This window comes from Prevotella sp. E9-3, assembly GCF_022024015.1.
Taxonomy (GTDB): domain Bacteria; phylum Bacteroidota; class Bacteroidia; order Bacteroidales; family Bacteroidaceae; genus Prevotella.
The window spans coordinates 3,549,864-3,576,582 of record NZ_CP091786.1; the positions used below are offsets into that span (position 1 = coordinate 3,549,864).

Here is a 26,719-nt window from a genome sequence, read left to right on the forward strand (position 1 = left end):
ATGGGTGGACCACCATTGTGATCCACCCTGCTTATTACTTGTTGGCAAAGGGATTTACGCTTGGGATGCGTACGTCGGCAGTGATATAGTGCAGACTGTACTCCTGATTATCAACATAAAGAGTTGTACTGAATTTATGTTTTAAACCGTAAGTGGAAACTTGATTGGAATACCCCTTTACTTTTTCAGGAAATGCCCCGTTAAACTCGTTTTCTTCGTACCACGAGGCATTGGCGGCGAGAATCTTTTGCCAGTATTCCAAAAAGCTTCCAAGGTCATTGAGGTCTATTCCTGAACCATTTTGATATGCGTTATAAGGAGTCGCAAATGGAATGTTAGAAGAATACGAACTATGTCTTTGATCAAAGTAAACATTATCATGTCCACATAAATTACAAACAATGGTGTCAATATCTTTTTTTGTTGATGTCATAGAAGCAAGGACATCCATAGTCGCCTGGCTTATTCCCATATCTGAAAGCGTAGATGTGATAGTCACTTTCCATACCTGATTGTCATAGTCGGGCACGGCGTTGCAGACGATATGCTTTTTCAATTCATTCTTACTGTAACCACCTGTCTTGATCGTCGCAATTTCACTCAACACAGGATAGGAGCCGACAAGTTTGAACTCTGCATAATAATAATCTTCCCCACTATCCAATATCATTTCGTCTCCATTGTAATAATAAGTACTGATATAAGCTCTAACATAACCTGCATCTACATAGCCTATAGACAATCCGTTTTTCTCTCCCGAAATTCGTTCTTTGACTTTCGCTGAGGTAAGAAGGGATTTGTCCTTAGCACATACGACACCATTATTAATATAATTTCCACTATACCCCAAACTGAAATCAATATAAGTCCGTTCGTAGCTTAAAACGGTAGTACCAATTCCTGCTTTCATATTCTGCTCCTGCACCATTGTCTCAACGTCCTTTGTGGTGAAAGAATCAGTCTTTCCATAAATTGGGATATTCTCTCCTGTCTGAATAAAGGATCTGTAATAATACTTCGTGTTTTGATACAAATTCTCAAACGGAATAGTGAACTGGCGATCGTCTTTCAGCTTTCCCTCTTTCTTTATGGTATTATAAATGGGTGTACCCATATATCCGTATGTCACTCCCGATGGAAACGTTTCATCTGTTGACACCTCTATACCAAACTTCATCAGGCCACCATAAAGGAGCTTCATTGAATCGGAAAGATTTACATAGCCGTTGATATTGGCAGTAAACGCTCCATCCCAATCCATGCTGATGTTTTCAATGCCACCCGTAACCACTAAATCCGTGGTATTGTTTTTACCCTTGTCGGCTGACGGGATATCATTTTGTTCGTCCTTAACAGCAGGACCGTTCTCATCCTCGTCATTATCACTACTACAAGAAACGAATCCCAACAAAAGGGTAGCGAGTAAGAAAAATTTCCAGTTATGCATATTCATTTTTTGATTTGATTATAGACAAATAAGAAAATAGCTATTTACAAATGTACAAACTAATTTCAAAAACGAATTACACTTTTCCATTTTTTAACACATCAGGATTTATCAATGAACGCCCTTACGGAAGTGAAATGTTGGTCAATAAATAGACCAACTTTCGAGCCCAAAACTCGCACCAAATTCACCAAACGGAAAGTGGGTCGGAAATATGCGAGTTTTGAGAGGGGATGGATTGTTTTAGAACTAACTGAATATCAAGCGATTGAATAACTATTGATACTCTTCTGATATGCTCCTGTAGTAGAACGTCCACTATGCTGCAACTGCCGTTCTATTATAATGCAACCACCATTCAGTTGAAATGCAACTACCATTCAATTGCAATACAACTACCATTCAATTGCAGTATAACGGACGTTCAGTTACGGTGAAACAGAAGTACTATTTGTACTTTAACGATTTTAGTTGAGTACTTCGAGTCTTATTTGTATTTTCGATTGACTTTGGTTAATACTTATTGTTAATCTCAGTTGACTGTTGTTGTTGCTTATTTATGATATCAGTTGACGATGTTTGTTTCTATTCACAAATTAGGTTGTGCCCCAAAGTCGTCTGCAAAGCTACACAAATAATTTCATGCAGCCAAGCTTTTGATGGCCTTTTCTCTGTAGCTTGTCCACTTTTTCTTCAGTTCTCCCGTGCAGAGCGCCGCTTCTGCAGGCGTTCTCCAGTCAAGACTCATATGCGGACGCTCGTTGTTGTAGAAGTCGATGGCAGCCTTCAAAGCCTTCCTGACCTCCTGTATTGAGAAGAAAGACATTCCCTGAAGCAGCTCGTTCTTGACGATGCCGTTGACACGTTCTGCCACAGCATTGTCCTTTGGGTCTCCACATTCGGTCATGCTGATCTTAATGTTGTGTTCTCTCAAGATGTCCGTATAGGCGTAGCTTGCGTACTGTACGCCACGGTCAGAGTGGTGAATAAGATCAACATCCCGTCTGCCTCCAAGCCGGCCCAATGCCATTTCCAGGGCTTCGATGGCAAACTTGGCCTCCAATGTCTCGCCTACGCACCAGCCGATAATTTCCTTTGTATAGTAGTCTGTCACAAGCGACAGGTAGCAGAAGTCGTATTCGCCCGTCTGGGCATTCAGATAGATGACCATATAGGTGATGTCGCTCACCCACAGCTGGTTGGGACGCAGCGGGATGAGTTCCTTCACCAGGTTGGGGTACAGGGGCAGGTCGTGGTCGGAATCGGTCGTCTTAGCGCGACGCTTGCGCTTACGCACCTTCAGGTTATACTTCTCAATGATATCATAGAAACGGTTGTAGCCTACGCTGTGGACGTCGCCGAACTCCTTCCTGTACATCTGCCAAAGCTTGCCGCCGCCGATGCCGCGGTCCTTCTGACGGATACGCTTGACATACTCCACGCAGAACGCCTCCTCCGCCAACTTGCGAAGATCCGTGTCACCATGCTTATAGTAGGCCTGGGTTGACACACCAAGCAGCTTACACTGTGACGTGACGGGGTAAGCCTTCACGTCGCGGGTGTATAGCCTACTGACTACTTGGTGCCAGCTTTTTTTAAGTCAATGCCATATACCTCCTTGCCGAAGGCTACCATCTCCTCATAAAAGTCGGCACGCAACTTCTCTTGTTTCAACTCACTCTGAAGACGGGCTATCTCTGCCTGCAGCTTCTTGTAATCATCAGGGGTTACATCCTTACGTTTCTTCATTTGAACAACTAATTCTGGGTTTTCGGCCTCAAAGGTACGAAGATATTGGTAAACTGTACCATGACCCAAACCTGTTTTTTTCATAACATCCTTAAGGGGAAGGTTCTCTAAACGATAAAGCCTATACACCTCTTGTCGCAAATGAACACGATCCATACTTGAACGAAGATAATCCTTACTTGTTTTCATCACTTTCTGTAATTTAGGTGTCAACCTTATTTACAAAAAGACAATTTCACCATTGCATTTAAATAATTCCATCACATCAGGAAAAAAGGTGCCAAAATATGCTTTTTTTCAAGAAAAAGTAGAAAAATTGGCAATTTTCAGCTCTAAACGGTAAGGTAAGAGTACATCATGAGGGGCAAAAAAGAGGGTCTTCAGTTCTAGATTGAGAATTTCATTTGTCTTGAAAATCGAAAAAAACACCCTGTTTTCATATCCATTTTTCGGCCCAATCGCTGCGTTCGAAGTCAAGAAATTTACATTTCATCGTCAACATAATTGATGCCAAAGGTTAAATTAAGTGAATGTATCAGCCGTACAGGTTTTCCGTTTTTCTTACCGGGATTCCATGTTTTCATTTTACGTATAACACGCAGTCCTTCTTTGGCCATTTGCCGCGCACATTCTTTTTTGATGGCTTTTAATTGGTCATCGGAATATCTTTCACTTTTCCCAGAATTCATCTGCGTGATTTTACAGTCTTTTGCTGAAACACTACTTATATATCCATTTGCTTCAACGACAAACACCATAGTGCAAACGCCTTCAGCCCCAAATTGTGCACAATAGTCAGGATATTGCAAATTCCTCTTGATAAACTTTCTGAAGGCTTTTTGTCCTCCAGGGTAAGTTGGAATAGTATCACTGGCAACCTTTTCCTCACCAGCATTCACAACTTGAGCGCTTAACATCGTTACACACAGAATGAACACACAGAATGCTGAAAAAAATTTCCTGTAATTCATAAGCAAATCATTTTATGTTGTTACAATTTTATATCCCTCTCTCTGCCCTGTCGCCTCTATCAAGGTCGCGATAGCCGATGGCCTCGGCGATGTGCATGGACTGTACTTTCTCGGAGCCGGCAAGGTCGGCAATGGTGCGGGCGACCTTGAGGATGCGGCTATAGGCACGGGCTGGATTTCGCAATGGATATCGATACTGCTGGCGATTTTAGGGGCCGCTTTTCGATTGTTAATTTTCAGCATTACTCTCATATTATATGTCATACATCTCCGACTCTGGGGCTCCGATAGCTCTCAGATACTTGTTGACCTGTTGCATGGCCTTGATGAGTTCCTTTATTTCCTCATCGGTCTTGCCAGACTTGCCATTCATCTTTTCTATATAAGCATCCAGCTCGGCTATCTTGGCCTTGAATTCAGCCTCTCGTTCTTTCCTAGTCTTCATATATCTCTTTTATTGGTTTAAATTTAAAGTAAATATAGTTGTGTAGCGGGAAAAATTCAAAGAATATCATCATTAAGCAAAAACTGTATCAGTCCCATAAAGACAATCCCGTTATTGTCGGTATAGGTAGCGATGTCATCACCAACAATAACAATTTTCCGAAAGGAATCGTTAATCCGCTTGAGTGATTTCAACTCCTGCTCGCGCTTCTCTTCATCGGGAAGTGCATAAGCCGACTGGATATAGTATTTGTCAGTACCATTATTAGCTATAAAATCCACTTCATACTGAATGTATACCAGTTTTCCATCGCGCTTCTCACGGCTTTCTATCACTCCGACATCAACGAGATAGCCTCGCGTCCGAAGTTCATTGTAGATAACATTTTCCATAATATGGGTTATCTCTTGTTGCCGGTAATTCAGCCTGGCATTTCTCAGCCCCACATCAACGGAATAGTATTTGGCTATGCTCTCGTAATACTTGTTGCCTTTGATATTAAACCGTTTGGCACCTTCGAAGAGGAAGGCGTCTTCCAGATATCCGATGTAAGAGTTGATAGTCTCATCATCTACCTTCACATGCTGCACACTCGCAAGAATATTAGTGACCCTGCTGGGATTGGTGAGTGAACCAATGGAGGAGCAAAGCGCATCAACAAGCGACTCCAGTGCCTGTCGGTTTTTCACGTTGTGGCGTTCTACGACATCGTCTATATACGTTTTGTTCCATAGTCTCTGGAGATACTTGACCTTTTGCTCCGCCGTACGCTGTTTAAGCAGTGCGGGCATTCCGCCATAAGTATAGTATTCCTTCCACAACTCATTCAAAGGCTCTTTCCTGTCAGTAATAAACTCCTTGAAGGAAAGTGGAAACACCCTAACCTCATCACCCCTTCCACGGAATATCGTGCGAATATCACTGGACAGGAATTTTGAATTACTGCCTGTTACATACACATCCACATTATCGTGTGAGTTGATGCCGTTGACGATACGTTCAAAGCCCTCTACCTCTTGGACCTCGTCAAGGAACACATAGTAGTTCTCATCGTCGTTGGCAATATGTTCACGAAGATGGGCCTTCAACTTGGTGGGATCAGTCAAATCACTTTCTTCCTCATTTTCATCTGCGTCAAGCGACACGGAGACTATGCATTCCTCTTTCACCCCCTGTGCGAGCAGATAGTCCTTATAAATATGAGACAATAGCCATGATTTACCACAACGTCGAGGGCCGGTTATTATCTTCACCTCACCATTGTCACGCCTGTCAATAAGCTGTTGCAGATATCGTGGTCTGTTGATATAATTCGCCATAATTGCCATCTGTTATTTGTTTTTAATTCGAAATTTACTGCAAAGTTACACAAAATTTCGAATTGCGATGTAATTGAAGCGAAAATCAATAGGAATTTAACGATTATTCATTTTCACGCCAGTTACCTTCGTTTAAACCAGCTAAAGCCACCTGACGAGGAGTCATAGACATGGACGTAGTGACTCCATCCCTTATTTATATTCTCTCCGCCAAAAAGAAAACTCGCGCAAGCAATCTTACGCGAGTTAATGGTGTCAGTCACTGTCACTATGACATTGGCCGATTATGCTATATATTTAATCTATCCACACAGACCTCAACCACCGATTAGCTAGTTCATTGCCTTGGTTGGCAGACTTTTTTATCCATTTGAAGGCCTCTTTAGTATCTTTTTTATAACCTCCTTTAGCATATTCGTATGCTAATCCTATCTCTACCATCGCATAGGGGTTACCAAGATTAGCTGATTTATCATAAAACGTGAGGGCTTTAACTGAATCTTGTTCTATGCCTTTACCATCAGCATAGACATCACCCAGTCGATTGAGCAAGATAGTATCCTGCACATCTTCCAACTCCTGATAGATGGCGACAGCCTCAGCCACTTTCTCTTGTTTAATCAACTCGATAGCCTGAGCTATCTTCTCTTCCTTACTCGTACAGCTTGAAAAGTCAGGATCATGCCCAACAGAGCGGCAACGCTGCAAACGCTCATTACTATCTTTTTCATATTTTATCTTCCCCAATGTATTGAAGTTATCACATTATTTCTTGTCCAGAAGTAGCCCATGTAATAAGCAGTGTTATACCAATAGAATTGGTAACACTTACTTGCTCCTAAATCATTTGCTAACTTAATAGTTACTATCGCATTCCTATCATCACCATATTCATCCACCCATTCCTTTCTGGCATCTAAAATACCTAAAAGATTCCTTCCAACTTTTACAATATACTTTACGTCATTAACACTTGGGTCAAATCCGTATTTCTTCTTAAAGTTGGCGATGGATTTATTTAAAGCAGCTTTTTCTGCCGCATCTCGTTTTGCTTTTGCTGCAGCTGCTTGTTCATTAGAAGTAAACACTCCTTTTTCGTATTTCCCATTTGGAGTTGTATATTCTGAAGTATTTCCATTCTCAATATATGGTATGACATCTTCGCGAATAAACTTCTCCATTTCGCTGTTTGAGAGTTTTTCAAAATCAAGAGAGTCAGAAGTGATGGTAATTTCACGACAGGATGGAGCCGTAAACTTTTCTTTATTGATATTTTTCGCAAACGTCCCTATAATAGTACTTGGCCAAGTTGAACTGTAATTGGTCTTAAAACTAAAATCACCCATATTATAGACCGGATCCGTGTTGTCTGGCGGCCAATTTGTTTTGACAATTTTACCATTAGGATAATGAATACCCCAGGCTATAGTCTTTTTGTTGTTATATCTATCAACTTCGTAGGCTAAATAACTACCATTCGGATATTTTACTCTTATTCCCTCAAATCTTTGCGGTTTTGCTATATAATCCCATACCCTACCTTCATTGTCTTTATAGCCTTCAACTTTAATCGGTTCGATTAGTTCATTACGGTAGTTATAATGACTAATAGCAGCAAACACATCCATATCCACTTTATTACCTTTATAATAAACCGCATGAGTTAAGTCAACGGTATATGATGCACATAAAGTTGGAACATTGAGCTCCTTCACATCATCAAAAACAAAGCCTTTGTCTTGGGGAGGATTAAAAGAAATTGTCAATTTCTTTGTCTCAAAAGTACTAGAATTTACTATTTTATCCTCTTTAAGGGTATCTTTAACAAAACTCGGTTCGTCATCTTTTAAGTAATCACCATTACCTCTAGGATAGTTCGGATCTAAATAATAATATTTTGTAGATATAACTCCCCCCGCTTTCAATACTATATTTTCTGACTCATCGTAAGTTATTGTGCCGCTGAAAGTCGTGTTACTTGTTCCCATATATGTAGTTCTCCATACCTCGACATTACTCACGGAATGATCACTAAAGTCACCTTCAATCATCAATCCATGTACATTCATAACACCTTTACCAGCAGGAACTTTTTGGTCATTCACTTCACCCCTGTAGTTGTGACCAAGATACTTCACCTTCTTTTCCTTGGCCATCACACTCTGACTCATGCCCAACGCCATTATCAGCGTCATTACAAGCATTAAAATACTGTTCTTTTTCATATTCATTTGTTTTAGATTAATAAAATGTTGTTTAGTTGCATACACAAAGAGTGTGAGCCTTCTTGACATTCCTTGTCAGAAGGTTCTGGAATACCTGTAGCATAAAGAATGAAAATCAGCTCACACCTGCAGGTATATATGTGAGCTGACTCCGTAAAAGGAGAGAGCAGTATATATGCTACTGCAGGAGAAGCAGCTTTCAGACTTTTACCCATGCTACTTGAATTTTCCAGATTCTCTGACGGGTCAAAGCTTAATCGCTCTTCTCGATGTTGTCGGATGCTATTCACAAACGGACGGGACAAAGATAGAAATTAATTCTGAAAGTTGCAACATTGTGAGCTGTTTTTTAAAATTTGTGAGCAAAAATAGTGGATCTGGTTCTTTTCTCGTTGTTCCATTTTGTTCCTTTTCAAGTTTTATTTGTACTATTGCACATAATGTGTTAACTTTGCACCATGCATCACGAGAACTTCGATTCATCTGCCTCGGGATATATCACCAACTCCTTCGAGGGCATTAGCCAGACGTTTACTGATGTGGAGATATTGACTACGTCAGAAGTAAATGTTGTGGCTAAAGCGAAGCGCTATGGGCGCTGGTGGCTGCTGAAGGGACTGCGCAAGGAGGTGGCAGGAGAAGCGGGCTATCAACAACGATTGCGCAAGGAACTGGAGATACTGATGCTGCTACAACATCCGAACGTGGTGGCGACATACGGCATAGAGGAGGTTGAGAACCTGGGACGCTGCATCGTGATGGAGTATGTCGATGGTGTGACGCTGAATGAGTGGCTGACAGAGAAGCCTACACGACGAATGAGGATCAGGGTGATGTTGGAGATAACAGATGCTGTGTCTTATCTCCATACGAAAGGCATCGTCCACCGCGACTTGAAGCCTACAAACATTATCGTCACAGGCAACGGCAGTCATGTGAAGCTGATAGACCTCGGACTGGCTGACACAGATAGCCACACCATATTGAAACAACCAGCAGGAACGCCACGTTATATGTCGCCGGAACAGAAGCAGACGACTGTGGCCGATGCGCGCAACGACATCTACAGCTTGGGCATCATCATGCAGCAAATGGAATTGGGATGGCGATACCATTATATAATAAAAAGGTGTTTACGGCCCATCGAAGATCGTTATCAGCAAATAGCGGAACTGCAACATGCTATCCGTTCAGCAAACAGTCGCATCAGGAGAATTGCGGTATGCTTGGGGGCTATACTCATCATGGCTCTGTTACTGCTAATAGGCTTACAAATGCGAAGGGCCAAGGAACAGGACGAAAGACTGGCTGCAATTCACGCAAGCTATCAGCAACAACTGGAAGCGCAACAGCAAAAGCTGAAGCAGTTGGGTGATTCCACAACAGAACTAAAGCTTTACAACCAGCAGCAGAGGCAGAAAGAAATCGCCTTGGAAACAAGCAGAAGGAAAGTAGAGAATGCTATCAGCAAGGGGAAGGCTCTCGTTGACAAGACCATGCGTCAGACAAACATCGACAAGCATCTGGACACTCTGACCAACATCCTCTATATATGGAGCGACTTCACGTACAGAAGTAAGTCGGGCGAAAGAGCCATAGAGATGTATCTTAAGCAGATGGATTCTTCTTTTAGCGACGCTGAGAAGGAAGTAATAAGAAAATCAATGTATCGACACAACGAAGCTATTGTTGCGAAATGGAGAAAAAGACTAGTCAGTATCAGCAAATAGAAACCTGTGAACAACTCCGTTCGGAAATTGAAACGGCACTGAAAAAGAAACTGCAGACCCCGAAGGATTTTGAATTCCTGCGAGAGCGTATCTATGCACGGTTGCATATTCTTGTCAGCCGCACCACACTGATGCGCTTTTGGGGCTATATCAATGAAGATGTCTCTCCACGAAAAGCAACACTGGATATTCTGGCACAATTCCTGGGCTATCAGGACTTGGATGGCTACTGTCAGAACAGCCTTCTGCCTAAAGAACAACAGAGTAGTCCTGTGATGTGCAGACGATTGAGTGTGGCTAAGGAACTGGTCGAAGGAGAACGGCTACGACTGACTTGGAATCCGGAAAGAATCTGCGACATAGAGTATCTGGGCAACCTGCAATTCCGTGTCGTTGCATCAGAGAACACGCGTCTGAAAACAGGCGACACCTTTGAATGCAGCCTCATCATAGAAGGGGAGCCTCTCTATCTTGATAATCTCAAACAGGGAGATCAACCCCCGATTGCCTATGTCTGTGGTAAAAAGTCAGGCGTGTTTTATGAATACATGATTATGTAATCATTTTTATATTCCTCTCTCAGCCCAGTCGCCTCGGTCAAGGTTACGATACCCGATGGCTTCGGCGATGTGCATGGACTGTACTTTCTCGGAGCCGGCAAGGTCGGCGATGGTGCGGTCGAGCAGTTCCTTCCAATAACTTCCACCACCCAGATTCTTTAGTCGTTCATCATCTAGGGTAAAGCCCTTCACGATATACTCATGCAGACGTTCTGTGGCCCATTGGCGGAAACGAGTGCCTTGAATTGACTTCACCCGATAACCCACGGAAATAATGACATCGAGGTTGTAAAGTTTTACTTCTTTCAGTTGTGATTTCCCCTCTATAGCACCATGTTGAATGGTATGTCGGATTTTCCGACATACCTTATTCTCTTCCAGTTCACCTTCCTTAAAAATGTTGGAAATATGTTCTGTAATAGTACTACGTCCTTTATTGAACAACATGGCTATCTGCTCTTGTGTCAGCCACACCGTTTTATCTTCCAACCTTACATCCAGACGAATAGTTCCGTCTTCTGATTGATAGATTACAATATTTCCTTGTTCGTCCATATTTTACCACATATAACCTTCAACTTTCAAAATTAATAATGTGAGTTCATCGTCATTAGAACATGTGAATCCAGCTTCTCTGTCCCTTTGATTCTGTGATTTATGTAGTCTTATTTTATTATGACCTTTACGCTCTTATCACAAATATTTACGATGCCAACTTGTCCTCTCGCCAGCGAAGTTTTCACATTTGTTGTCTTTGAATCGACTACAGCACCTCCTACCTTCTTGCCTGTAATGTCAAATACACTAATTGATGTTCCTAAATCAGCACCTTGTATAGTCAAAACATTTCCGTTACTTTGAATAAGCACAGCCTTGGCACTAACATTGGTTATACCATCAATCATGCCTTCTTTTGTTGGTTCAGTATCAATCCAGCAGAGGGTTGCTCTTGCGATGTCTGAGGGGGCATGATTAGGCACCTGAGCATAGACACTAATATTATAGGTAGCAGAAAGTGAGATGGTAGCACTATTGTGCTGGGTCACATCTGTATCCGTAATTACTGAAATGAACTCTGCTCCTTCTGTCTCACATGTGAATGACAATTGACCATTCTCATACTTAATGGTTGGTGTTGCACATTTTGGTACTGCAACGAATGTACCTGTAACTGTTACGTCATGCGCTGGCATAATTTCTGGAATCTCGCTCCATCCAGAAAACACAAATCCTTCTCGTACTGGTTCAGGTTCTGCGATAATTTCCTCGTCTTCCTCAATAGAGTACGTTTTGTACACTTCTCCATCTACCATATAGGTCAGGGTGTGTTCTGGAATGATGATGGGGACAAAGGTTTTGAATTTACTCCAGGGCTCTGTCGTCTTGTATGTTTCTATAGACTTTGCGGGAGCATGCAAAGTTGCATGCTCAATGTATGAATCATAGAAAACATCCATTGTCTTTGCATAAGCACTGAGATATTCTGTATGACAAGTTGGTGGAGTCTTTGCCATGCAATAGATGTCCTCAAGAGCAGGGCAATTGGCAAAAGCGCCGGAATAGATGTCCTTCACGCCTTTCCCGATTTTTACCGTCTTAAGATTACTGCAATCGTAAAAAACGCATCTGTATATAGTATGAGTGTTATCAGGAATGTCTATAGAGGTCAGTCCTGTGCAACCCTCGAACGCACTCCAGTCGATTTTATTCAGATTACTTGGAAGCTTTACCTCTGTAAGGTTTGTACAATAAGCAAAGGCCATTTCTCCTATAAAATCCACACCATCTGGAATTATAATGCTTTTTAGATTATAACAACTGCTAAAGGTAGCCCATTCAATGCGTTTAAGATTATTAGACAACTGAACAGACTCCAGATTCTCACAAGAAGCGAAAGCATGGTTGGTTATCGTTGTTACGCTGTTAGGTATGACTATACTCTGTAAGCTATTACAGTAGCCGAAAGCCTCATGTCCTATCCCCACGATATTATTGCCTAAAATTACTGACGTAGCATTTTGGCATTTGTAGAAAGCGCGTTGCCCCAGAATGGTAGCTGCTTCTTGTGATGTGTTATCACCTACCTCTACAGTTTTAATATTAGTACAATATGCAAAACATTCGACTCCTATGCTGGTAACACTACTTGGAATCTTTACTGAAGTCAAACCGCTAAAATAATAAAAAGCATGACTGGTAATAGTTTTTACGCCATCAGGAATGACCAAGTCATGGATTTCCTCATCATTCAAAAACAGATGCGATGCCGTAGAAAGTGGATTAGTCTTAAAATACGATTCAAAATTGATGTTGCACCATGCTGCTAAATCTTTTATCTTAACAGATGTGGCTTTCCCGTTATAGAATGCCTCTTGACAAATTTTTGTTATACTACTTGGTATTTCAATAGAATTCAAGTTACAATTAGCAAAAGCATTTTTCCGTATAGTAGTAACACTATAAGTCACATCGTTATAAGTCACCGTTTCAGGGATAACAACATCTCCGGAACGATGGCTGTTTCCTGTCACTTCAGCTATGTTCCCTTTAGAAATCAGATTGTAGGAAATACCATCAATCTCTACTACCTCTGCACTCACTGATATCGTAAATAGTGCAAGTAAAATAAGCAAAAAATTTCTTTTCATGTTTCAATAAAAAATTTTAATTCAGTTTGTTTTATAATCCTCTCTCAGCCCAGTCGGAATAGCTGTTCTGTATCAGCCACATCCGTCTTGCGCATCTTTCCGTCAGCCGCCTGCAATTTCAACTGGTGACAATTTGTCACCGTTTCATTTCCTTCTTCCTTAAGCCTTTGTTTCAGTTTACGCCAATACGCTGTGGCATCCTTGCTTTCCGTAAGCACTTCACAAACGTCAACTATCGAAAAAAACCACTTCTCTTCTGCGTCGTCATACACGGCGCGTACCTTTTTCTCTTCAAAGAGCTTTATTTGATTGAACTTTGTCATAGCTTTTATTTTTACCCTCTAACTTGCAAATATACTATACCCCTCCTTCCGCCCAGTCGCCTCGGTCAAGATTCCTGTATCCAACTGCTTCGGTGATATGCTGGCTTTGTACTCTCTCTGAACCTTCCAAATCTCCGATGGTTCGGGCTACCATTATATTCTATTGTATGCGTGAGCGGAGAGTTTCAGACGCTCCATCGCCATGCTGCTGGGGATTTTCGGGCTCGCTTTTCGTTTTACATATGCAGTCATTTCACTCGTTTTTGTCTTTTTCTAAAATGTTTTTCTCCAAGTCTTCCAGCATCTTTAAGTCCTCAGCATCAGCTATCTGAGCATCAAGTTGCTTACGCTTAGCATTGAAAGTGTCATAAACGCTGCTAACTATATTCTCTGCTTCTGCATTTGATATAGCCCCTTTGCCTTGCAAGATGTCTTTCTCTTGGAAAGTAAGCAAATTGTCAACATTCTTCCTCCAATAGTCAAGAGTGAGGTCTCTACGCCCTTTCACCCGTTCCTCAGCACTGGTCAGGAAGATGTCAACGAGACGATCCAAGGATTCTATTTCATCTGTTAGAAGATAATTTTTTGCAATAATGACATCTCCTTTTCGAACAATACTGCCTTTCCATGTGGTTAATCCCATGTTGGGTTGGTTGGCATCCGCACGTGCAACAATTAATTCGGCTGCAGTCTGGTGAGTTACTGCATAGAGCAACTTGTTTTGCGTCTCAGCAAAGAACATCTGAGTGGCCTTGTCTGTCTTGTCGTAATCGCTACTGAGCTTGAACAGGTCACGCACCTTTTGATAGAATCGCTTCTCTGAAGCGCGAATATCACGAATGCGAGCTAGTAACTCATCAAAGTAGTCGGGACGGCCATCAGGGTTCTTCAGCCGTTCATCATCCATTGTGAATCCCTTCACAAGATATTCTGTCAGATGCTCCGTTGCCCACTGACGGAACTGAGTACCTCTCAATCCCCGAACACGATAACCTACAGCAATGATCATCTCCAAAGAGTAGAAAACAACGTTGTAGTTCTTACCGTCAGCGGCAGTAGTCAAATATTCTTTGACAACTGATTTTTCTGTTAACTCTTTCTCCTTCAGTATGTTAATTATATGATAACTAACAGTTTGCTTCGAGGTGGCAAAAAGTGCTGCCATCTGTTGTTGGTTCAGCCAAATCTTACCATCTTTGGCATATAGTGCCACCGATGCACGTCCATCAGCAGTGCGATAAATGATAATATTCTGTTGTTCGTCCATACGTTATTGCATGTTAACTGTTAATCTGCTGAACAATGAATTTCTTAATGACTATTTCACTATAATCTTCTTGCCATTTACAATGTTTATACCGCGTTCAAGATACGTCTGCTTCATGCCATTAAGATTATAGATAGTTCCCGTTTTATCATCGTATATCCTAACAGGATTGACTCCATCTACCTGATAATCCTTACTCGTTTTATGTTCGCCCGAAATTGTTCCAGTGCCACTCTGGTACCAAAACCAATAAAAGAATGTCTGCAACGGAACATTCTGTATTTCAATTCCCGATGACGTGAATGATGTCAAACCTTGGGACAGTATAATCAAGTTCCCGTCATATCTGCCAAAGTAATCTGCATAGGGATTGGAGTTTTTAAATGTTGGGTCAACAGGAATCCAACCATAATCTTCATGGTAAAAGTCTGGCCATACGTGATAGCCTCCGTCTGCCCATACTCCAATATTGTGCCGGGCAGGGATTCCTTTGTGTCTCATGAGATTGACAAACAGAGTGGTGAAATCCCCACATTCACCGCCTCCTGCACTGATAATCTGTGCAAGTGTACGCCAACTACCGTTGATATAGCTGTAATGCGAGGCAACATATTCATAACAACGTTTTGCATAATCAAGCTTATTAGCAGATTGTGCCCATAACTGGTCGCCAATATTTTTTATAGTAGTGTTGCTCAAATCGATATATGTGCCATCGCTACCGAGGTATTCATTCGGGTCAATGCCTGTAACTTCATTCTTATTTCCTGGTTTGTTGAAATCAATTTGAATAGGCCTACTTTTATACTTAAAGGATTCAGCTACATCGAACGAGTTGTTACTGAATGAGCCATCATAAAAAAGAACCTTATTCGCTACGTTGACGTCAATGAAGTTCCCACAATTAGAACTTAGCTCGTTTATTTCCTGATATTCGTTCGTAACAGGGGCAGGCATTAGAGAAACCAATCTCACTCCGATTATACTTCCAGTTTTAGTGTATGTCACCTTATTGGTGAAAGCAATTTCACCTTGGGCATTAACAAAGAAAGGTGTGAATAGGCTAAATAAGCCACACAGAATCATGTTGTAAAACGCTCTTTTATTCATAAGATAAAGTATTAAAAGGTGTTATTATAAAAAGTAATAATATCCCCAATGATCATATCCCTCTTTCTGCCCAGTCGCCTCGGTCAAGGTTACGATACCCGATGGCTTCGGCAATGTGCATGGACTGTACTTTCTCGGAGCCGGCAAGGTCGGCAATGGTGCGGGCCACTTTGAGGATGCGGCTGTAGGCACGGGCAGAGAGTTTCAGACGCTCCATGGCCATGCGGAGCATATCGAGCGACTGGGCGTCGGGCTCGGCAAACTCATGGAGCATGCGCTCGGTCATCTGGGCATTACAGTGAGGACGGACTCTCCCCCCGCCCTCCCCGAGAGGGAGGGAGCTAAAGCGCTCGGTCTGTATTTGTCGGGCCTTTATCACGCGTTCACGAATGACGGCAGACGGCTCGCCCGGCTGCATCTGTGAGAGTTGGGCAAAGGGCACGGCCTGGATTTCGCAATGGATATCGATACGGTCGAGCAATGGACCTGAAATCTTGTTCATATAGCGCTGAATCTGTCCGGGAGTACAGGCGCAGCGATGGGTCGGATCACCATAATAGCCACAGGGACAGGGATTCATGGATGCAACAAACATAAAGGAACAAGGGTAATCGACGGTGCTCTTGGCACGACTAACGGTAATCTTTCTGTCTTCCAGCGGCTGACGAAGTACTTCGAGTACAGAGCGGTTGAACTCGGGCAACTCGTCGCAGAAGAGTACGCCATTATGGGCCAGTGATATTTCGCCGGGCTGCGGATTGGTGCCACCGCCTACAAGAGCCACTTGAGAAATGCTATGATGGGGCGAACGGAAAGGACGCTGGGAAATGAGTGAAGTATCTTTGTTCAGTTTGCCTGCAACAGAATGTATCTGGGTGGTTTCAAGACTCTCGGAAAGGGTGAGAGGAGGGAGAATACTGGGCAAGCGCTTGGCCATCATAGACTTTCCCGATCCCGGAGGACCAACCATAATCAGATTGTGGCCACCGGCAGCGGCAACTTCCAAAGCGCGTTTCACACTCTCCTGACCACGCACATCGGCATAGTCAAGCTCAAAATTATACTGATGGTCATAGAATTCCTTACGGGTATCTACACGCATCGGTTCGTAATCCTCAGCCCCATTGAAGAAGCGTATCACATCCATCAGCGTGTCCATGCCATAGACATCAATATTGTTGACAACGGCAGCCTCGTGAACATTCTCACGCGGAACGATCAGTCCGCGAAACTTCTCGGCACGAGCCCTGATGGCGATAGGCAACACACCCCGAACAGGACGAAGCGTGCCGTCGAGTCCTATCTCGCCTACCATCATATATTCACACAGGCGATCACTGACCACCTTGTTGTCAGCAGCCAGCACGCCAATGGCCAATGGCAGGTCATAGCCAGAGCCCTCTTTCTTAAAATCAGCAGGAGAAAGGTTGATGGTCAATTCGGCTACAGGCATACGGAAACCGTTGTTCTCGATGGCAGCCTTGATACGGTCGTAACTTTCACGGACAGCCGTATCGGCCATGCCCGACAGGTGGAACAGCACACCTTTAGTCATACTTATCTCTATAGTCACTGTGACGGCTTCCAGTCCCATCACAGCAGCACAAAAAGTCTTTACAAGCATAATAGTTTTGTGGTTTAGTTGCAAAGGTAATGATTTTTGAGGAAAAAGAAAGATTACTCTTTGAGAAAAGAACAAAAAAAAGAGCGGGATGGCAACCATTTCGGTTCCATCCCGCTTGAATGTTCTTTTTTAGGTCGGTAAAAAGCGCCTCTCGGCTGCTCTTACTTACCGTGACGCTCGTCGCTAACAGTGAGCTTCTTACGGCCCTTAGCGCGACGTGAAGCCAACACGCGGCGGCCATTCTTTGTAGCCATGCGCTCGCGGAAACCATGCTTGTTCACGCGGCGGCGATTGTGTGGTTGAAATGTTCTTTTCATTGCAATGAATCTTTATTTATTAGTACTAATCTTCCGATTTTGGGCTGCAAAATTAGTAATTAATATTGAATTGTGCAAGAAAAGCGTAAAAATTAGTTGATTTTTTGTATTTTTTTGCGGTAAAACAGGAAAAATGAGTAACTTTGCAGCCGTAAAAGCGTACGCATATAACATATTAGTATATATACATTTAAGTTTTTATGATTAATTCACAAGACATTAAGAAAGGCACTGCCATTCGCATGGATGGTGCTATTTGGGTTTGTATCGACTTCCAGCACCGCAAGCCCGGTAAGGGAAACACCATCATGATTATCAAGCTGAAGAACGTTTCTGACGGTCGCGTACTGGAGCGTCGCTTCAACATTGGTGAGAAACTCGAGGACGTAATCATCGAGCGTCGTCCTTACCAGTACCTCTATGAGGATCAGGAAGGTCGCATCTTCATGAACCAGGAGACTTTCGAGCAGATTCCCATCGCCAACGACTTGGTTATCGGTCATGAGTACATGAAGGAGAGCGACATCGTGGAAGTTGTTTCTGACACTACCGACGGTACCATTCTCTATGCCGAGATGCCTGTTAAGACCATCCTGCGCGTGACTCACTCTGAGCCCGGCATCAAGGGTGACACCGCTACCAACACTCTGAAGCCCGCTACTTTGGAGACCGGTGTTGAGGTTCGTGTTCCCCTGTTCATCAACGAGGGCGACCTGATTCAGGTTGACACTCGCGACGGTTCTTACCTGGCTCGTGCCAAAGAATAATTTTTAGTGCAGAGTGTAGTCCCTCTACTGCGGTAGCGAACGCTACACTATACACTCTAAACTTGATGAATATGACATATTCATTCATTGTTCCTGTCTATAACCGCCCCGATGAGGTGGACGAATTGCTACAGAGTCTATGCACACAAACATTGAAGGACTTTGAGGTTATTGTTGTAGAAGACGGGTCAAAGATAACATGCAAGGATGTTTGCGATAAATTCGCAAACATCCTTGATTTACATTATTACTATAAGGAGAACAGTGGTCCCGGACAGAGCCGAAACTACGGTGTTGAACGGGCCCATGGCGAGTATGTAATCATCATAGACTCTGATGCCGTTGCCCCGGAAGGATTCCTTCAGGCCATCGACGATGAGTTGCAGCGCCAGCCTTCTGACGCATGGGGAGGTCCCGATGCTGCCCACGAGTCGTTCACCAACGTTCAGAAAGCCATTTCCTATGCCATGACGAGTTTCTTCACTACTGGTGGGATTCGTGGTGGTAAGAAACAACTCGACAAGTTCTATCCACGCTCTTTCAACCTTGGTATTCGCCGCGAGGCTTATCTTGCATTAGGCGGTTTCTCGAAGACTCGTTTTTCGAAGATGTCGCTCTATGGTGAGGATATCGACTTTTCCATCCGCATCTACAAGGCAGGCTATAGTTGCCGTCTGTTCCCCGAGGCGTGGGTATGGCACAAGCGCCGTACTGACTTCCATAAGTTCTGGCGACAGATTTACAACAGCGGTTATGCCCGTATCAACCTCTGGCGCATGTACCCGGAAGCATTGAAACTTGTTCACCTGCTGCCCGCAGTTTTCACCCTTGGCACATTCGCACTTATATTGGTAGCGCTGGTTGGTGTTCTGTTCAATACTCAAGCCTGTTTGGCCCTGACTCCCCTGCTGCTCTACACACTGCTTATCTTTATCGACTCGGCTATCAGGAATCGCAGTCTTTACGTAGGATTTCTTTCCATCCCTGCATCCTTTACCCAACTGATAGGCTATGGCATAGGATTCATTGAGTCGTGGTGGACCAATTGTGTGATGAAGAAGAATGGATAAACTGACCATTGCCAACTGGTCGCCCGATGACCAACCCCGTGAAAAACTTCGAGACAAAGGAGCCGATGCGTTGAGCAACGCTGAGTTGCTGGCTATCCTTGTGGGCTCAGGAACGCCTGGCGTGAGCGCTGTAGAACTGATGCAGCAGATACTGAGCAACTGCAACAACAACCTGAACACACTGGGCAAGATGAGCATACACGAACTGATGCAGTATAAAGGCGTAGGCGAAGCAAAGGCCATCACTATCCTTGCTGCCTGCGAACTGGGCAAGCGCCGTCAGATGGAAAGTCCGGAAGAACGCCCGCAACTCTCTACTGCCACACGTGTTTACAACCATATGCACCCAGTAATGCAGGATCTTGACGTTGAGGAGTTCTGGGTACTTTTTCTCAACCAGGACTTCCGACTCATCAAGAAAAACCGCATTTCCCATGGTGGTATTTCAGAAGTGAGTGTTGACATTCGCATCATCATGCGCGAGGCAGTTCTCTGCAATGCCACAATCGTGGTAGCCTGCCATAACCATCCTAGTGGAAACATCAAGCCCAGCAAGCAAGACAATGCCTTAACACAAAGTCTGATGAATGCCTGCGAAGTGATGCGACTGCATTTTATGGACCATATCATCGTGGCTGACGGACAATACTTTTCATACCATGAATCGGGCAGAATATAGAGTTGACGGTATCTATAACTATAAGCTATAGAAAGGCTATCCTTCTATAGAAAAAGACCATAACACTATCACAAAAAAAACAGTGCCTTTAGTTGAACTATATTATTTATAGCAACTAAAGGCACTGTTTTTAGTGCGATTATTTACTTTTACGCCTCGCAGAAAGCTGCGTAAATCTTATCGGCAATAGCTTTCATCTCTTCAGCAGGAAGCTGAAGTTTTTCTTTACGGAAGTCAACATCAGCTTCAGAATTCATTGGAATGAGATGAATATGAGCGTGGGGGACTTCCAATCCAAGCACAACCTGAGCTACCTTTTTGCAGGGAAAAGCCTTTTTGATAGCTACAGCTACACGCTTGGCAAACTGCTCAAACCGACCAATCTCATCGTCTTCCATATCGAAGATATAGTCAACTTCACGACGAGGGATGACCAGTGTATGAGCCTTTCCTACAGGATTGATATCAAGGAAAGCATAGAACTCATCACTCTCTGCACACTTATAACTGGGTATTTCGCCTGCGGCGATTTTACTAAAAATATCCATAGTTCTTTTTTGATAGGGGGCTATAGTTGCTATTGTGACTATAGTACTTATAGATAATTATCCTACAGTGATTTTCTCAATACGCAATTTGATGGTGCCACGAGGAATTTTCACTTCAACCTCATCGCCCACCTTATGGTTCAACAAGCCCTGTGCGATAGGAGTAGTGATAGAAATCTTGCCTTCGCGCAGGTTGGCCTCACTCTCTGATACGATAGTATAGGTCATACGAGCCTTGTTGGCCATATTGGTCATCTCTACCTTCGACAGAATCTGAACCGAATCTGTGCTCAAGCGAGAAGTATCAACAATTTTTGCTTCGGTAATAGCTTGTTTCAACTGATTGATTTTCGACTCCAAGTGAGCCTGTGCTTCCTTGGCAGCCTCATACTCACTGTTCTCGCTCAAATCACCCTTATCACGTGCCTCTGCGATTGCAGCCGATGCCTTGGGGCGTTCAACACCCTCCAAATGTTTCAACTCGGCTATGAGTTTGTCATAACCTTCTTGCGACATGTATGCCATAATTACTTATTTTTTTATATTGTTTTATGTATTCTTTTGGTTAGCAAAAAACAAAGAATCCCGACTTTTTCAGTCGGAATCCTTGTTATCGATGTGTCTTTTACCTTTTATCCGTTGGCAAAAGTACAAAGTTTTTTCGAAACAAACAAATTTTTACCGCATTAATTAATAAAGGTATATGCGGAAGTTCTTTACCGAACCAGGGGCTCCCTGCTCTGCGCGTGGCAGATATTCAAGAGCATTGACAGTCTGCTCAGAACCGAGGTCGATCACCAGTAGATGAGGCATTGCAGAGCCCTTTTCTGTCTGCCAGTAAGTGCTTTCCTGAAGGTCGAACACCTTATCGCCAAGATGGTTGCCTGCCTCATCCTCGCTGTCGGCATACTTTGTCTTCCAAGGTTCGCGACTCAAACGACGACCGCCAGGATTCTGCAGATAGAGTTCAGCAATGGCCACACGGTCACCTTCCTTCTGCGTAGAGAGACATTCGATGGCGAGGTAGCGGCCCTTGGCAGGAGCATTGAAACTGATGGTCTGCCAGCCATTGCCAGCCTTGAAGGAACCAATAGCTACAGGGGTAGCACTATTGAGGTCGGGCTTGTCGCCGATGTTGTTGTGCTTGTTGCTCTTCTCCAACTGAAGTTTGTTCAGTTCAGGCTCAGTCTGTCCCCAGACGACAGCCTCACGAGGACCAACCACGTCGAGGACGATGATTTCGTTCTTGCCCTTCTTCAGCCAGCAACCGGGCACATAGAGTGTCTGTTGCGGACCGATAGACCAGATGCGACCCATGGCGTGACCGTTGACATATACCTGTCCTTTGCCCCATGTCTCGAAATTCAGGAACGTGTCACCCACCTTTTTCAGCTCGAAGTAACCACGATAGTAGCCGCGACCGAAGATAAGGTCGTCACTATTCTTGGCATACCTATAGCCACGACCAATGACAGGTTCGTTGAGCTTTTCGCGAGTGGTGGGCTTAGTCTTCTGCATCTCGAAAGCTTTTACAGCCACCTCATAGTCATCAGGAATGCGCATACATTCCCATTGGTTAGGAGTAAACGTTACCTCTGTCTTGTCAACGCCGCCGAGATGAGAATGTAGCTCAGCAGTAATGGTTGGTTTGCTTACAAGTCCCTTGAAGTCCTTGATGGCACGTCCGAAGTTGATGCGGCCCATACCCTCAACAAGAATCTGCAGTTCCTGACCTTGCTTGATACCAGGCAAGGTAAGTGTCTTCTCGTTCTTCACACGGTCCACCTTACCAATGTACTTACCGTCGATGAATACCTGGGCATAGTCGTGAGCATCTATAGTGAGTGTACACGTAAACGCATCGTTCGGATAGACACCTTCCACTTTCACATTGTCAATCTGGGGAAGACGAGTGGTATAGAGCACGGTACCCCAGCCCATGTCGAGCTCCTCAAAGGTCTTTGGGCGGTCGCCATGAGCCTCTTCTTTGTGGTCCCACCAAGTATATTTGTAGTCAAAGCCGTTATATAGCGGTGCAAACTCCTTCAACTCAAACTTAGGCACGGTGATGATGGGCATAGGAGCCTTGGGCACGGCAGGCATCTTTTTGCCATTGTTGTATTTTGCCATCATCTTGCGCAGTTCCCAGAACTTTGGTGTGGCATGGCCATATTCATTGATAGGGGCATCATAGTCATAAGAGGTGACATCGGGTGCAAAACCAGGAGAGTTAGCACCTGCCCAGTGACCAAACGAAGTACCTCCGTGGGTCATATAGAGTGAGAACGAGATGCCTTTCGAGAGCATTTCATCCATACCCTCCACCATATCCTTGGCAGGACGGGTCTCATGACGTGCACCCCACTTGTCGAACCAACCGCTCCAGAACTCAGAACACATCTTGGGCGCATTGGGACGCAGCTCACCCAAACGACGGAACTGCTGATCGATATTGGCTCCTGTGCCGAAGTTCATGGTCCATGTCAGGTCGTCAAGACCATTCTTGGTGAAGTTAGAAGACCAGTCGCACTGGAACAAAGACAGCTCCTTACCATAGATAGAGCGTAAGCAGTCGCGTATCTCACTGACATAAGGCTTATCCTCACCATACGAACCGTACTCGTTCTCCACCTGTACCATGATGATAGGGCCACCGTTCTGGATGGTCAGCGGAGCCAATTGCTCGCCCACCTTCTGCTCGAACAGTTTTACACGCTCCATAAAGTACGGATCGCGTTCGCGTAGTTTGATATCTTTCTTCTTCAGCAGCCACCAGGGCAAACCGCCCATCTCCCATTCTGCACACACATAGGGACCAGGGCGCACAATAACATACATGCCATTCTTCTGTGCCAGGCGACAGAACTCAGCCACATCGTTATTGCCTGTAAAGTTAAACTCGCCCTCTTTTTGTTCGTGGATGTTCCAGAATACATAGATGCACACTGTATTCATACCGAGTGCCTTACACATCTGGATGCGGTGTTCCCAGTAAGGACGCGGAATACGGGGATAATGAACTTCGGCAGCCTTCACAACAAAAGGCTGTCCATTGAGCAAGAATGTCTTATTGCCCGTAGTAAAGGTGCCAGGCTTGTTGACAACGTTCTTCTGCGCTGCTTGCATCATGGCAGGTGCAGTCAGCAACATCGCAGCAAATGCGAACTTGCGAATAATGTTTCTCATTGCAGTTTTGGGTTTTTGATAAGTAATCTTCTGCAAAAATAAAGAAAAAAAACGAAATCGGCTACTGTTTATAATAGTTTAATATTCTGTCAAGAGTTCTGCAAACATTGCGACGATAGCTTCCAGATGGCGACGGTCGGTATCATCAAAGGTATTCAACTCGCGACTGTCGATATCTAGCACGCCCAATACACGCTGATCACGAGCAAAGATAGGCACCACGATTTCCGAACGCGATGCACTACTACAGGCTATATGCCCAGGGAACTGTTCCACATCGGGCACCACCACTGTCTCACGACGTTCATAGGCTGTTCCGCATACGCCCTTTCCGTGAGGAATACGATAGCAGGCCACAGGTCCCTGAAACGGTCCAAGCGTCAGCACTCCATTCTTCTCCAGATAAAAACCTGTCCACCAGAAGCCCATTGCTTCGTGGATGGCAGCAGCCACATTAGCCATTACGGCTACAGCATCGGTTTCGCCCTCAATCAGGGCAGCAATCTGCTGTTTCAGCAGTGTATATTTCTCTTCTTTTTCCATAGTAAAAATGTATTTATATAAGTTCTTATTCTTCTTTATAAAAGTCTGGTCGAGGTGCGGTGAAATGCATCTGTTCGCCTTTTGATGGATGACGAAAAGACAATTCGGCAGCATGCAGACAAAGCCGTTGGCCTTTCTTTCCATAGAGTGGATCACCAACGATAGGACAAGCCAAGCCATCAGGATGAGCACAGTGCACACGCAACTGGTGGGTACGCCCGGTATGAGGAATCAGCGACACGAGAGCAACAGCACCTTCACTATCCACACCAGAGTCCATAACCGACAGCACCTCAAAATCGGTAACCGCCTGCTTGCCATGAAGAGGATCGACCACCTGGCGTGGACGGTCTAATGGGTCTGGCCGCAAAGGCAATGATATCGTGCCTTTATCACCTGCATGAAGAATCGTTTTCCCATTCTTATGTCTTTCCGCAACATCCAATAAGGCGATATATTTCTTAGAAACAGTACGCGAATAGAACTGGTGCTGCAGATGTTTATATGCATCTTCATTACGAGCCACCACCAGCAATCCTGATGTGTCCATATCCAACCGGTGAGGCATAAACACCCGACCGTATTTTTCAGAAAGGATTGTTTCTACAGAAGGAGCCTCTATTCGCCCTGGTACTGAAAGGAGACCTGAGGGTTTATTCACTACAAGAATCGTTTCGTCTGCATAAAGCACCTCCAGTTGGTCTTTCAAATTCTGAACCGAAGGCGAAGGCGTTTCGTCAACATCCAGTCCCTTGAGCATGTGGGTAAGGATGGGCAAACACTTTCCGCGACAGGCAGGATAGAACTGTCCATGATGACGGATTTCGCCTTTCGGAGATGCACCATACCAGAATTCGGCAATGGCCACAGGGGACAATCCGTGCTGATAGGCATACTGCAACAACTTCGGTGCACAGCAATCGCCGCTACCGCCTGGCGGCAGAGGAAAACGCTGCTGGATCTTCGGCAGACGGTGGTAGTCGCGCCATATCTCTACCAAATCTTTTATTTCTCCCAGTGCATTCAGCATGCGGTACTGACTGAACAGCCATAACTGAAGTTCCTCCGACAACTGTTTGCGCTGCTGCTTGAGGGCAAGAACCTCTGACGAGCAGGTGGAAGGGGATGTTGAAGATGAGGATAACTGTGACAACTGGGCGTTGATTGAAGAAATGAGACGCTCGGTCTGTTTGAAATGACCGTCAGGCTGCTGAGCATCGAAAACAGGAGGCACAAAGAAAGGCCAGTCGTTACGCCCTGCCAGTAATCCGGAATAAGCAGCAATATAAGAAAGCCCCGATTCTTTTCCTTGCTCCACAATCAACACGCCAAACATCTTCCCGCGCTGAGCATCAGCAAGCAATTCCGACTGCGAGGCAATAAAACGATTAACCTCATCCGCCGCCAACAGACAGAGCGGATGAGGTTCGTAGTCGAAAGGATTATTGAAGCGCAAAGGCTTCTCTATGGATGTATGTAGCGGATGCAGATGCACGGGCTATCTCAAATACGAAATTACTTCTTATAGTCGAAGCCAATACGCAGACCATCGTAGTTCTTAGACAAATCGCCGATTGTCTGAGCAGTGCTGTTGCCGCTCAAAGCAGTCATGGTCTGAATAACTGTCAGCAGTTTTGATGCTTCAAACAACAAAGCAATACCATTCGAATTCTTCTTGGCATAGCAGTTGATGTTCAGCAGCAAGCCCTGCAGATTTACTTTATAGTTGGCTTCATCGAAAGTATATTTGCCTGAGAAGTTCTTTCCTGCGATGGTCGATGTGAAAGTACCGTCCTGCTTGAAAGTGATCTTGGTACTGGTTGAGTTGATGCCTACCGACTGGAAAGTGGGAAGCATCTTATCCTTGATGGCCTGAGCCATTGCCTCACCGCCAGCCTGTGCCAGCATCTCCTTACTGGTGAAAGCGCAACCCGGCTGACTATAAGTCCAAGTACCAATCAAATCGGCCTTCGTCATCTTGTCCAGGCCCAATACACTCTGCAGTACATTACCCAATACCTGTCCGTTGGTAACAGCAGAAATAACACTACCTAAGGCGCCTGCTCCAGCAGCACCAGTGGTTGTTCCAGAAGTAGTACCCGTTGTTCCCATTCCGCAGCTGCTGAGCATCATGCTAACGGCAGTTGCCACAATCAATGAAATATTCTTCATAATCGAATTTTAGTATAAT

25 protein-coding genes and 3 pseudogenes are annotated in these 26,719 nt (G+C 44.3%); 5 read left to right on the plus strand and 23 right to left on the minus strand.

The window, feature by feature from the left end:
• Positions 1-34: 34 nt before the first annotated feature.
• The 9 genes and pseudogenes from L6475_RS13735 to L6475_RS13775 all read right to left on the minus strand — a co-directional run bounded on the left by L6475_RS13735 (position 35) and on the right by L6475_RS13775 (position 8,156).
• Positions 35-1,447 carry a hypothetical protein gene (locus L6475_RS13735; protein ID WP_237820991.1) on the minus strand — a complete coding sequence of 471 codons (1,413 nt, stop codon included), beginning with the start codon at positions 1,445-1,447 and terminating at the stop codon, positions 35-37.
• A gap of 640 nt (positions 1,448-2,087) precedes the next feature.
• Positions 2,088-2,999, minus strand: a complete 912-nt coding sequence (locus L6475_RS13740) for an IS3 family transposase (RefSeq protein ID WP_237820994.1) — start codon at positions 2,997-2,999, stop codon at positions 2,088-2,090.
• Positions 3,000-3,022: 23 nt separating this feature from the next.
• On the minus strand, positions 3,023-3,385 hold the full coding sequence (locus tag L6475_RS13745; protein WP_237820996.1) for a hypothetical protein: 363 nt from the start codon (positions 3,383-3,385) through the stop codon (positions 3,023-3,025).
• 293 nt (positions 3,386-3,678) lie between these two features.
• Positions 3,679-4,167, minus strand: coding sequence for an energy transducer TonB (locus L6475_RS13750; RefSeq protein WP_237820998.1), 489 nt, complete (start codon positions 4,165-4,167; stop codon positions 3,679-3,681).
• 28 nt (positions 4,168-4,195) lie between these two features.
• Positions 4,196-4,339 (minus strand): annotated as a pseudogene (locus L6475_RS13755) (ATP-binding protein); the annotation flags it as partial.
• Positions 4,340-4,420: 81 nt separating this feature from the next.
• Positions 4,421-4,612, minus strand: a complete 192-nt coding sequence (locus tag L6475_RS13760; RefSeq protein ID WP_237821002.1) for a hypothetical protein — start codon at positions 4,610-4,612, stop codon at positions 4,421-4,423.
• Positions 4,613-4,668: 56 nt separating this feature from the next.
• Entirely contained in the window at positions 4,669-5,931 is a 1,263-nt protein-coding gene (locus L6475_RS13765; protein ID WP_237821004.1) for an ATP-binding protein, read from the minus strand.
• 297 nt (positions 5,932-6,228) lie between these two features.
• On the minus strand, positions 6,229-6,678 hold the full coding sequence (locus tag L6475_RS13770) for a tetratricopeptide repeat protein (protein WP_237821006.1): 450 nt from the start codon (positions 6,676-6,678) through the stop codon (positions 6,229-6,231).
• Positions 6,666-8,156: a hypothetical protein gene (locus tag L6475_RS13775; RefSeq protein ID WP_237821008.1), complete on the minus strand. Its 1,491-nt coding sequence runs from the start codon at positions 8,154-8,156 to the stop codon at positions 6,666-6,668. Before L6475_RS13775 ends, L6475_RS13770 begins: the two co-directional genes overlap by 13 nt.
• A 458-nt stretch (positions 8,157-8,614) precedes the next feature.
• Between L6475_RS13775 and L6475_RS13780 the strand changes: the two genes are divergently transcribed.
• On the plus strand, positions 8,615-9,886 hold the full coding sequence (locus L6475_RS13780; RefSeq protein ID WP_237821010.1) for a serine/threonine-protein kinase: 1,272 nt from the start codon (positions 8,615-8,617) through the stop codon (positions 9,884-9,886).
• Entirely contained in the window at positions 9,853-10,446 is a 594-nt protein-coding gene (locus L6475_RS13785; protein WP_237821012.1) for a hypothetical protein, read from the plus strand. The genes L6475_RS13780 and L6475_RS13785 overlap by 34 nt, the downstream gene beginning before the upstream one ends.
• Before the next feature lie 6 nt (positions 10,447-10,452).
• Here L6475_RS13785 and rhuM read toward each other — a convergent pair whose 3' ends face one another.
• From rhuM to rpmH, 8 genes and pseudogenes are all read right to left on the minus strand, one after another.
• Positions 10,453-11,001, minus strand: coding sequence for a virulence RhuM family protein (gene rhuM / locus L6475_RS13790; protein WP_237821014.1), 549 nt, complete (start codon positions 10,999-11,001; stop codon positions 10,453-10,455).
• A gap of 110 nt (positions 11,002-11,111) precedes the next feature.
• Positions 11,112-13,094, minus strand: a complete 1,983-nt coding sequence (locus tag L6475_RS13795; protein ID WP_237821016.1) for a leucine-rich repeat domain-containing protein — start codon at positions 13,092-13,094, stop codon at positions 11,112-11,114.
• 50 nt (positions 13,095-13,144) lie between these two features.
• Positions 13,145-13,417, minus strand: a pseudogene (locus tag L6475_RS13800) (hypothetical protein); the annotation flags it as partial.
• Positions 13,418-13,451: 34 nt separating this feature from the next.
• A pseudogene (locus tag L6475_RS13805) lies at positions 13,452-13,621 on the minus strand (magnesium chelatase); the annotation flags it as partial.
• Between the two features lie 49 nt (positions 13,622-13,670).
• Positions 13,671-14,684, minus strand: a complete 1,014-nt coding sequence (locus L6475_RS13810) for a virulence RhuM family protein (protein ID WP_237821018.1) — start codon at positions 14,682-14,684, stop codon at positions 13,671-13,673.
• Positions 14,685-14,735: 51 nt separating this feature from the next.
• Positions 14,736-15,641, minus strand: coding sequence for a transglutaminase family protein (locus tag L6475_RS13815; protein ID WP_237821020.1), 906 nt, complete (start codon positions 15,639-15,641; stop codon positions 14,736-14,738).
• Positions 15,642-15,846: 205 nt separating this feature from the next.
• Positions 15,847-17,418 carry a YifB family Mg chelatase-like AAA ATPase gene (locus L6475_RS13820; RefSeq protein ID WP_237821022.1) on the minus strand — a complete coding sequence of 524 codons (1,572 nt, stop codon included), beginning with the start codon at positions 17,416-17,418 and terminating at the stop codon, positions 15,847-15,849.
• A 161-nt stretch (positions 17,419-17,579) separates the two neighbouring features.
• Positions 17,580-17,735 (minus strand): 50S ribosomal protein L34, encoded by a 156-nt coding sequence (rpmH, locus tag L6475_RS13825; RefSeq protein ID WP_091818823.1) that lies wholly within the window; start codon positions 17,733-17,735, stop codon positions 17,580-17,582.
• 200 nt (positions 17,736-17,935) lie between these two features.
• On the opposite strand from rpmH, the gene efp reads away from it, so the two are divergent.
• From efp to radC, 3 genes are all read left to right on the plus strand, one after another.
• Entirely contained in the window at positions 17,936-18,502 is a 567-nt protein-coding gene (efp, locus tag L6475_RS13830) for an elongation factor P (protein ID WP_237821024.1), read from the plus strand.
• Between the two features lie 71 nt (positions 18,503-18,573).
• The gene (locus tag L6475_RS13835; RefSeq protein WP_237821026.1) at positions 18,574-19,572 is read left to right on the plus strand and encodes a glycosyltransferase; all 999 of its coding nucleotides are present in this window, start codon (positions 18,574-18,576) and stop codon (positions 19,570-19,572) included.
• The gene (gene radC, locus L6475_RS13840; RefSeq protein ID WP_237821028.1) at positions 19,565-20,251 is read left to right on the plus strand and encodes a DNA repair protein RadC; all 687 of its coding nucleotides are present in this window, start codon (positions 19,565-19,567) and stop codon (positions 20,249-20,251) included. The genes L6475_RS13835 and radC overlap by 8 nt, the downstream gene beginning before the upstream one ends.
• 149 nt (positions 20,252-20,400) lie before the next feature.
• Here the strand turns inward: radC and L6475_RS13845 are convergent, their stop codons facing one another.
• The 6 genes from L6475_RS13845 to L6475_RS13870 all read right to left on the minus strand — a co-directional run bounded on the left by L6475_RS13845 (position 20,401) and on the right by L6475_RS13870 (position 26,700).
• On the minus strand, positions 20,401-20,799 hold the full coding sequence (locus L6475_RS13845; RefSeq protein WP_237821030.1) for an HIT family protein: 399 nt from the start codon (positions 20,797-20,799) through the stop codon (positions 20,401-20,403).
• 57 nt (positions 20,800-20,856) lie between these two features.
• Complete coding sequence (greA, locus tag L6475_RS13850) at positions 20,857-21,324, minus strand: transcription elongation factor GreA (protein WP_237821032.1); 468 nt, start codon at positions 21,322-21,324, stop codon at positions 20,857-20,859.
• 165 nt (positions 21,325-21,489) lie between these two features.
• Positions 21,490-23,985 carry a beta-galactosidase gene (locus L6475_RS13855; RefSeq protein ID WP_370641613.1) on the minus strand — a complete coding sequence of 832 codons (2,496 nt, stop codon included), beginning with the start codon at positions 23,983-23,985 and terminating at the stop codon, positions 21,490-21,492.
• Between the two features lie 78 nt (positions 23,986-24,063).
• Positions 24,064-24,528 carry a GAF domain-containing protein gene (locus L6475_RS13860; protein ID WP_237821034.1) on the minus strand — a complete coding sequence of 155 codons (465 nt, stop codon included), beginning with the start codon at positions 24,526-24,528 and terminating at the stop codon, positions 24,064-24,066.
• A 25-nt stretch (positions 24,529-24,553) separates the two neighbouring features.
• A complete protein-coding gene (locus L6475_RS13865; RefSeq protein ID WP_237821036.1) occupies positions 24,554-25,984 on the minus strand; it encodes an RluA family pseudouridine synthase in 1,431 nt (476 codons plus the stop codon).
• Positions 25,985-26,043: 59 nt separating this feature from the next.
• Positions 26,044-26,700 carry a DUF4923 family protein gene (locus L6475_RS13870; RefSeq protein WP_237821038.1) on the minus strand — a complete coding sequence of 219 codons (657 nt, stop codon included), beginning with the start codon at positions 26,698-26,700 and terminating at the stop codon, positions 26,044-26,046.
• Positions 26,701-26,719: the final 19 nt, after the last annotated feature.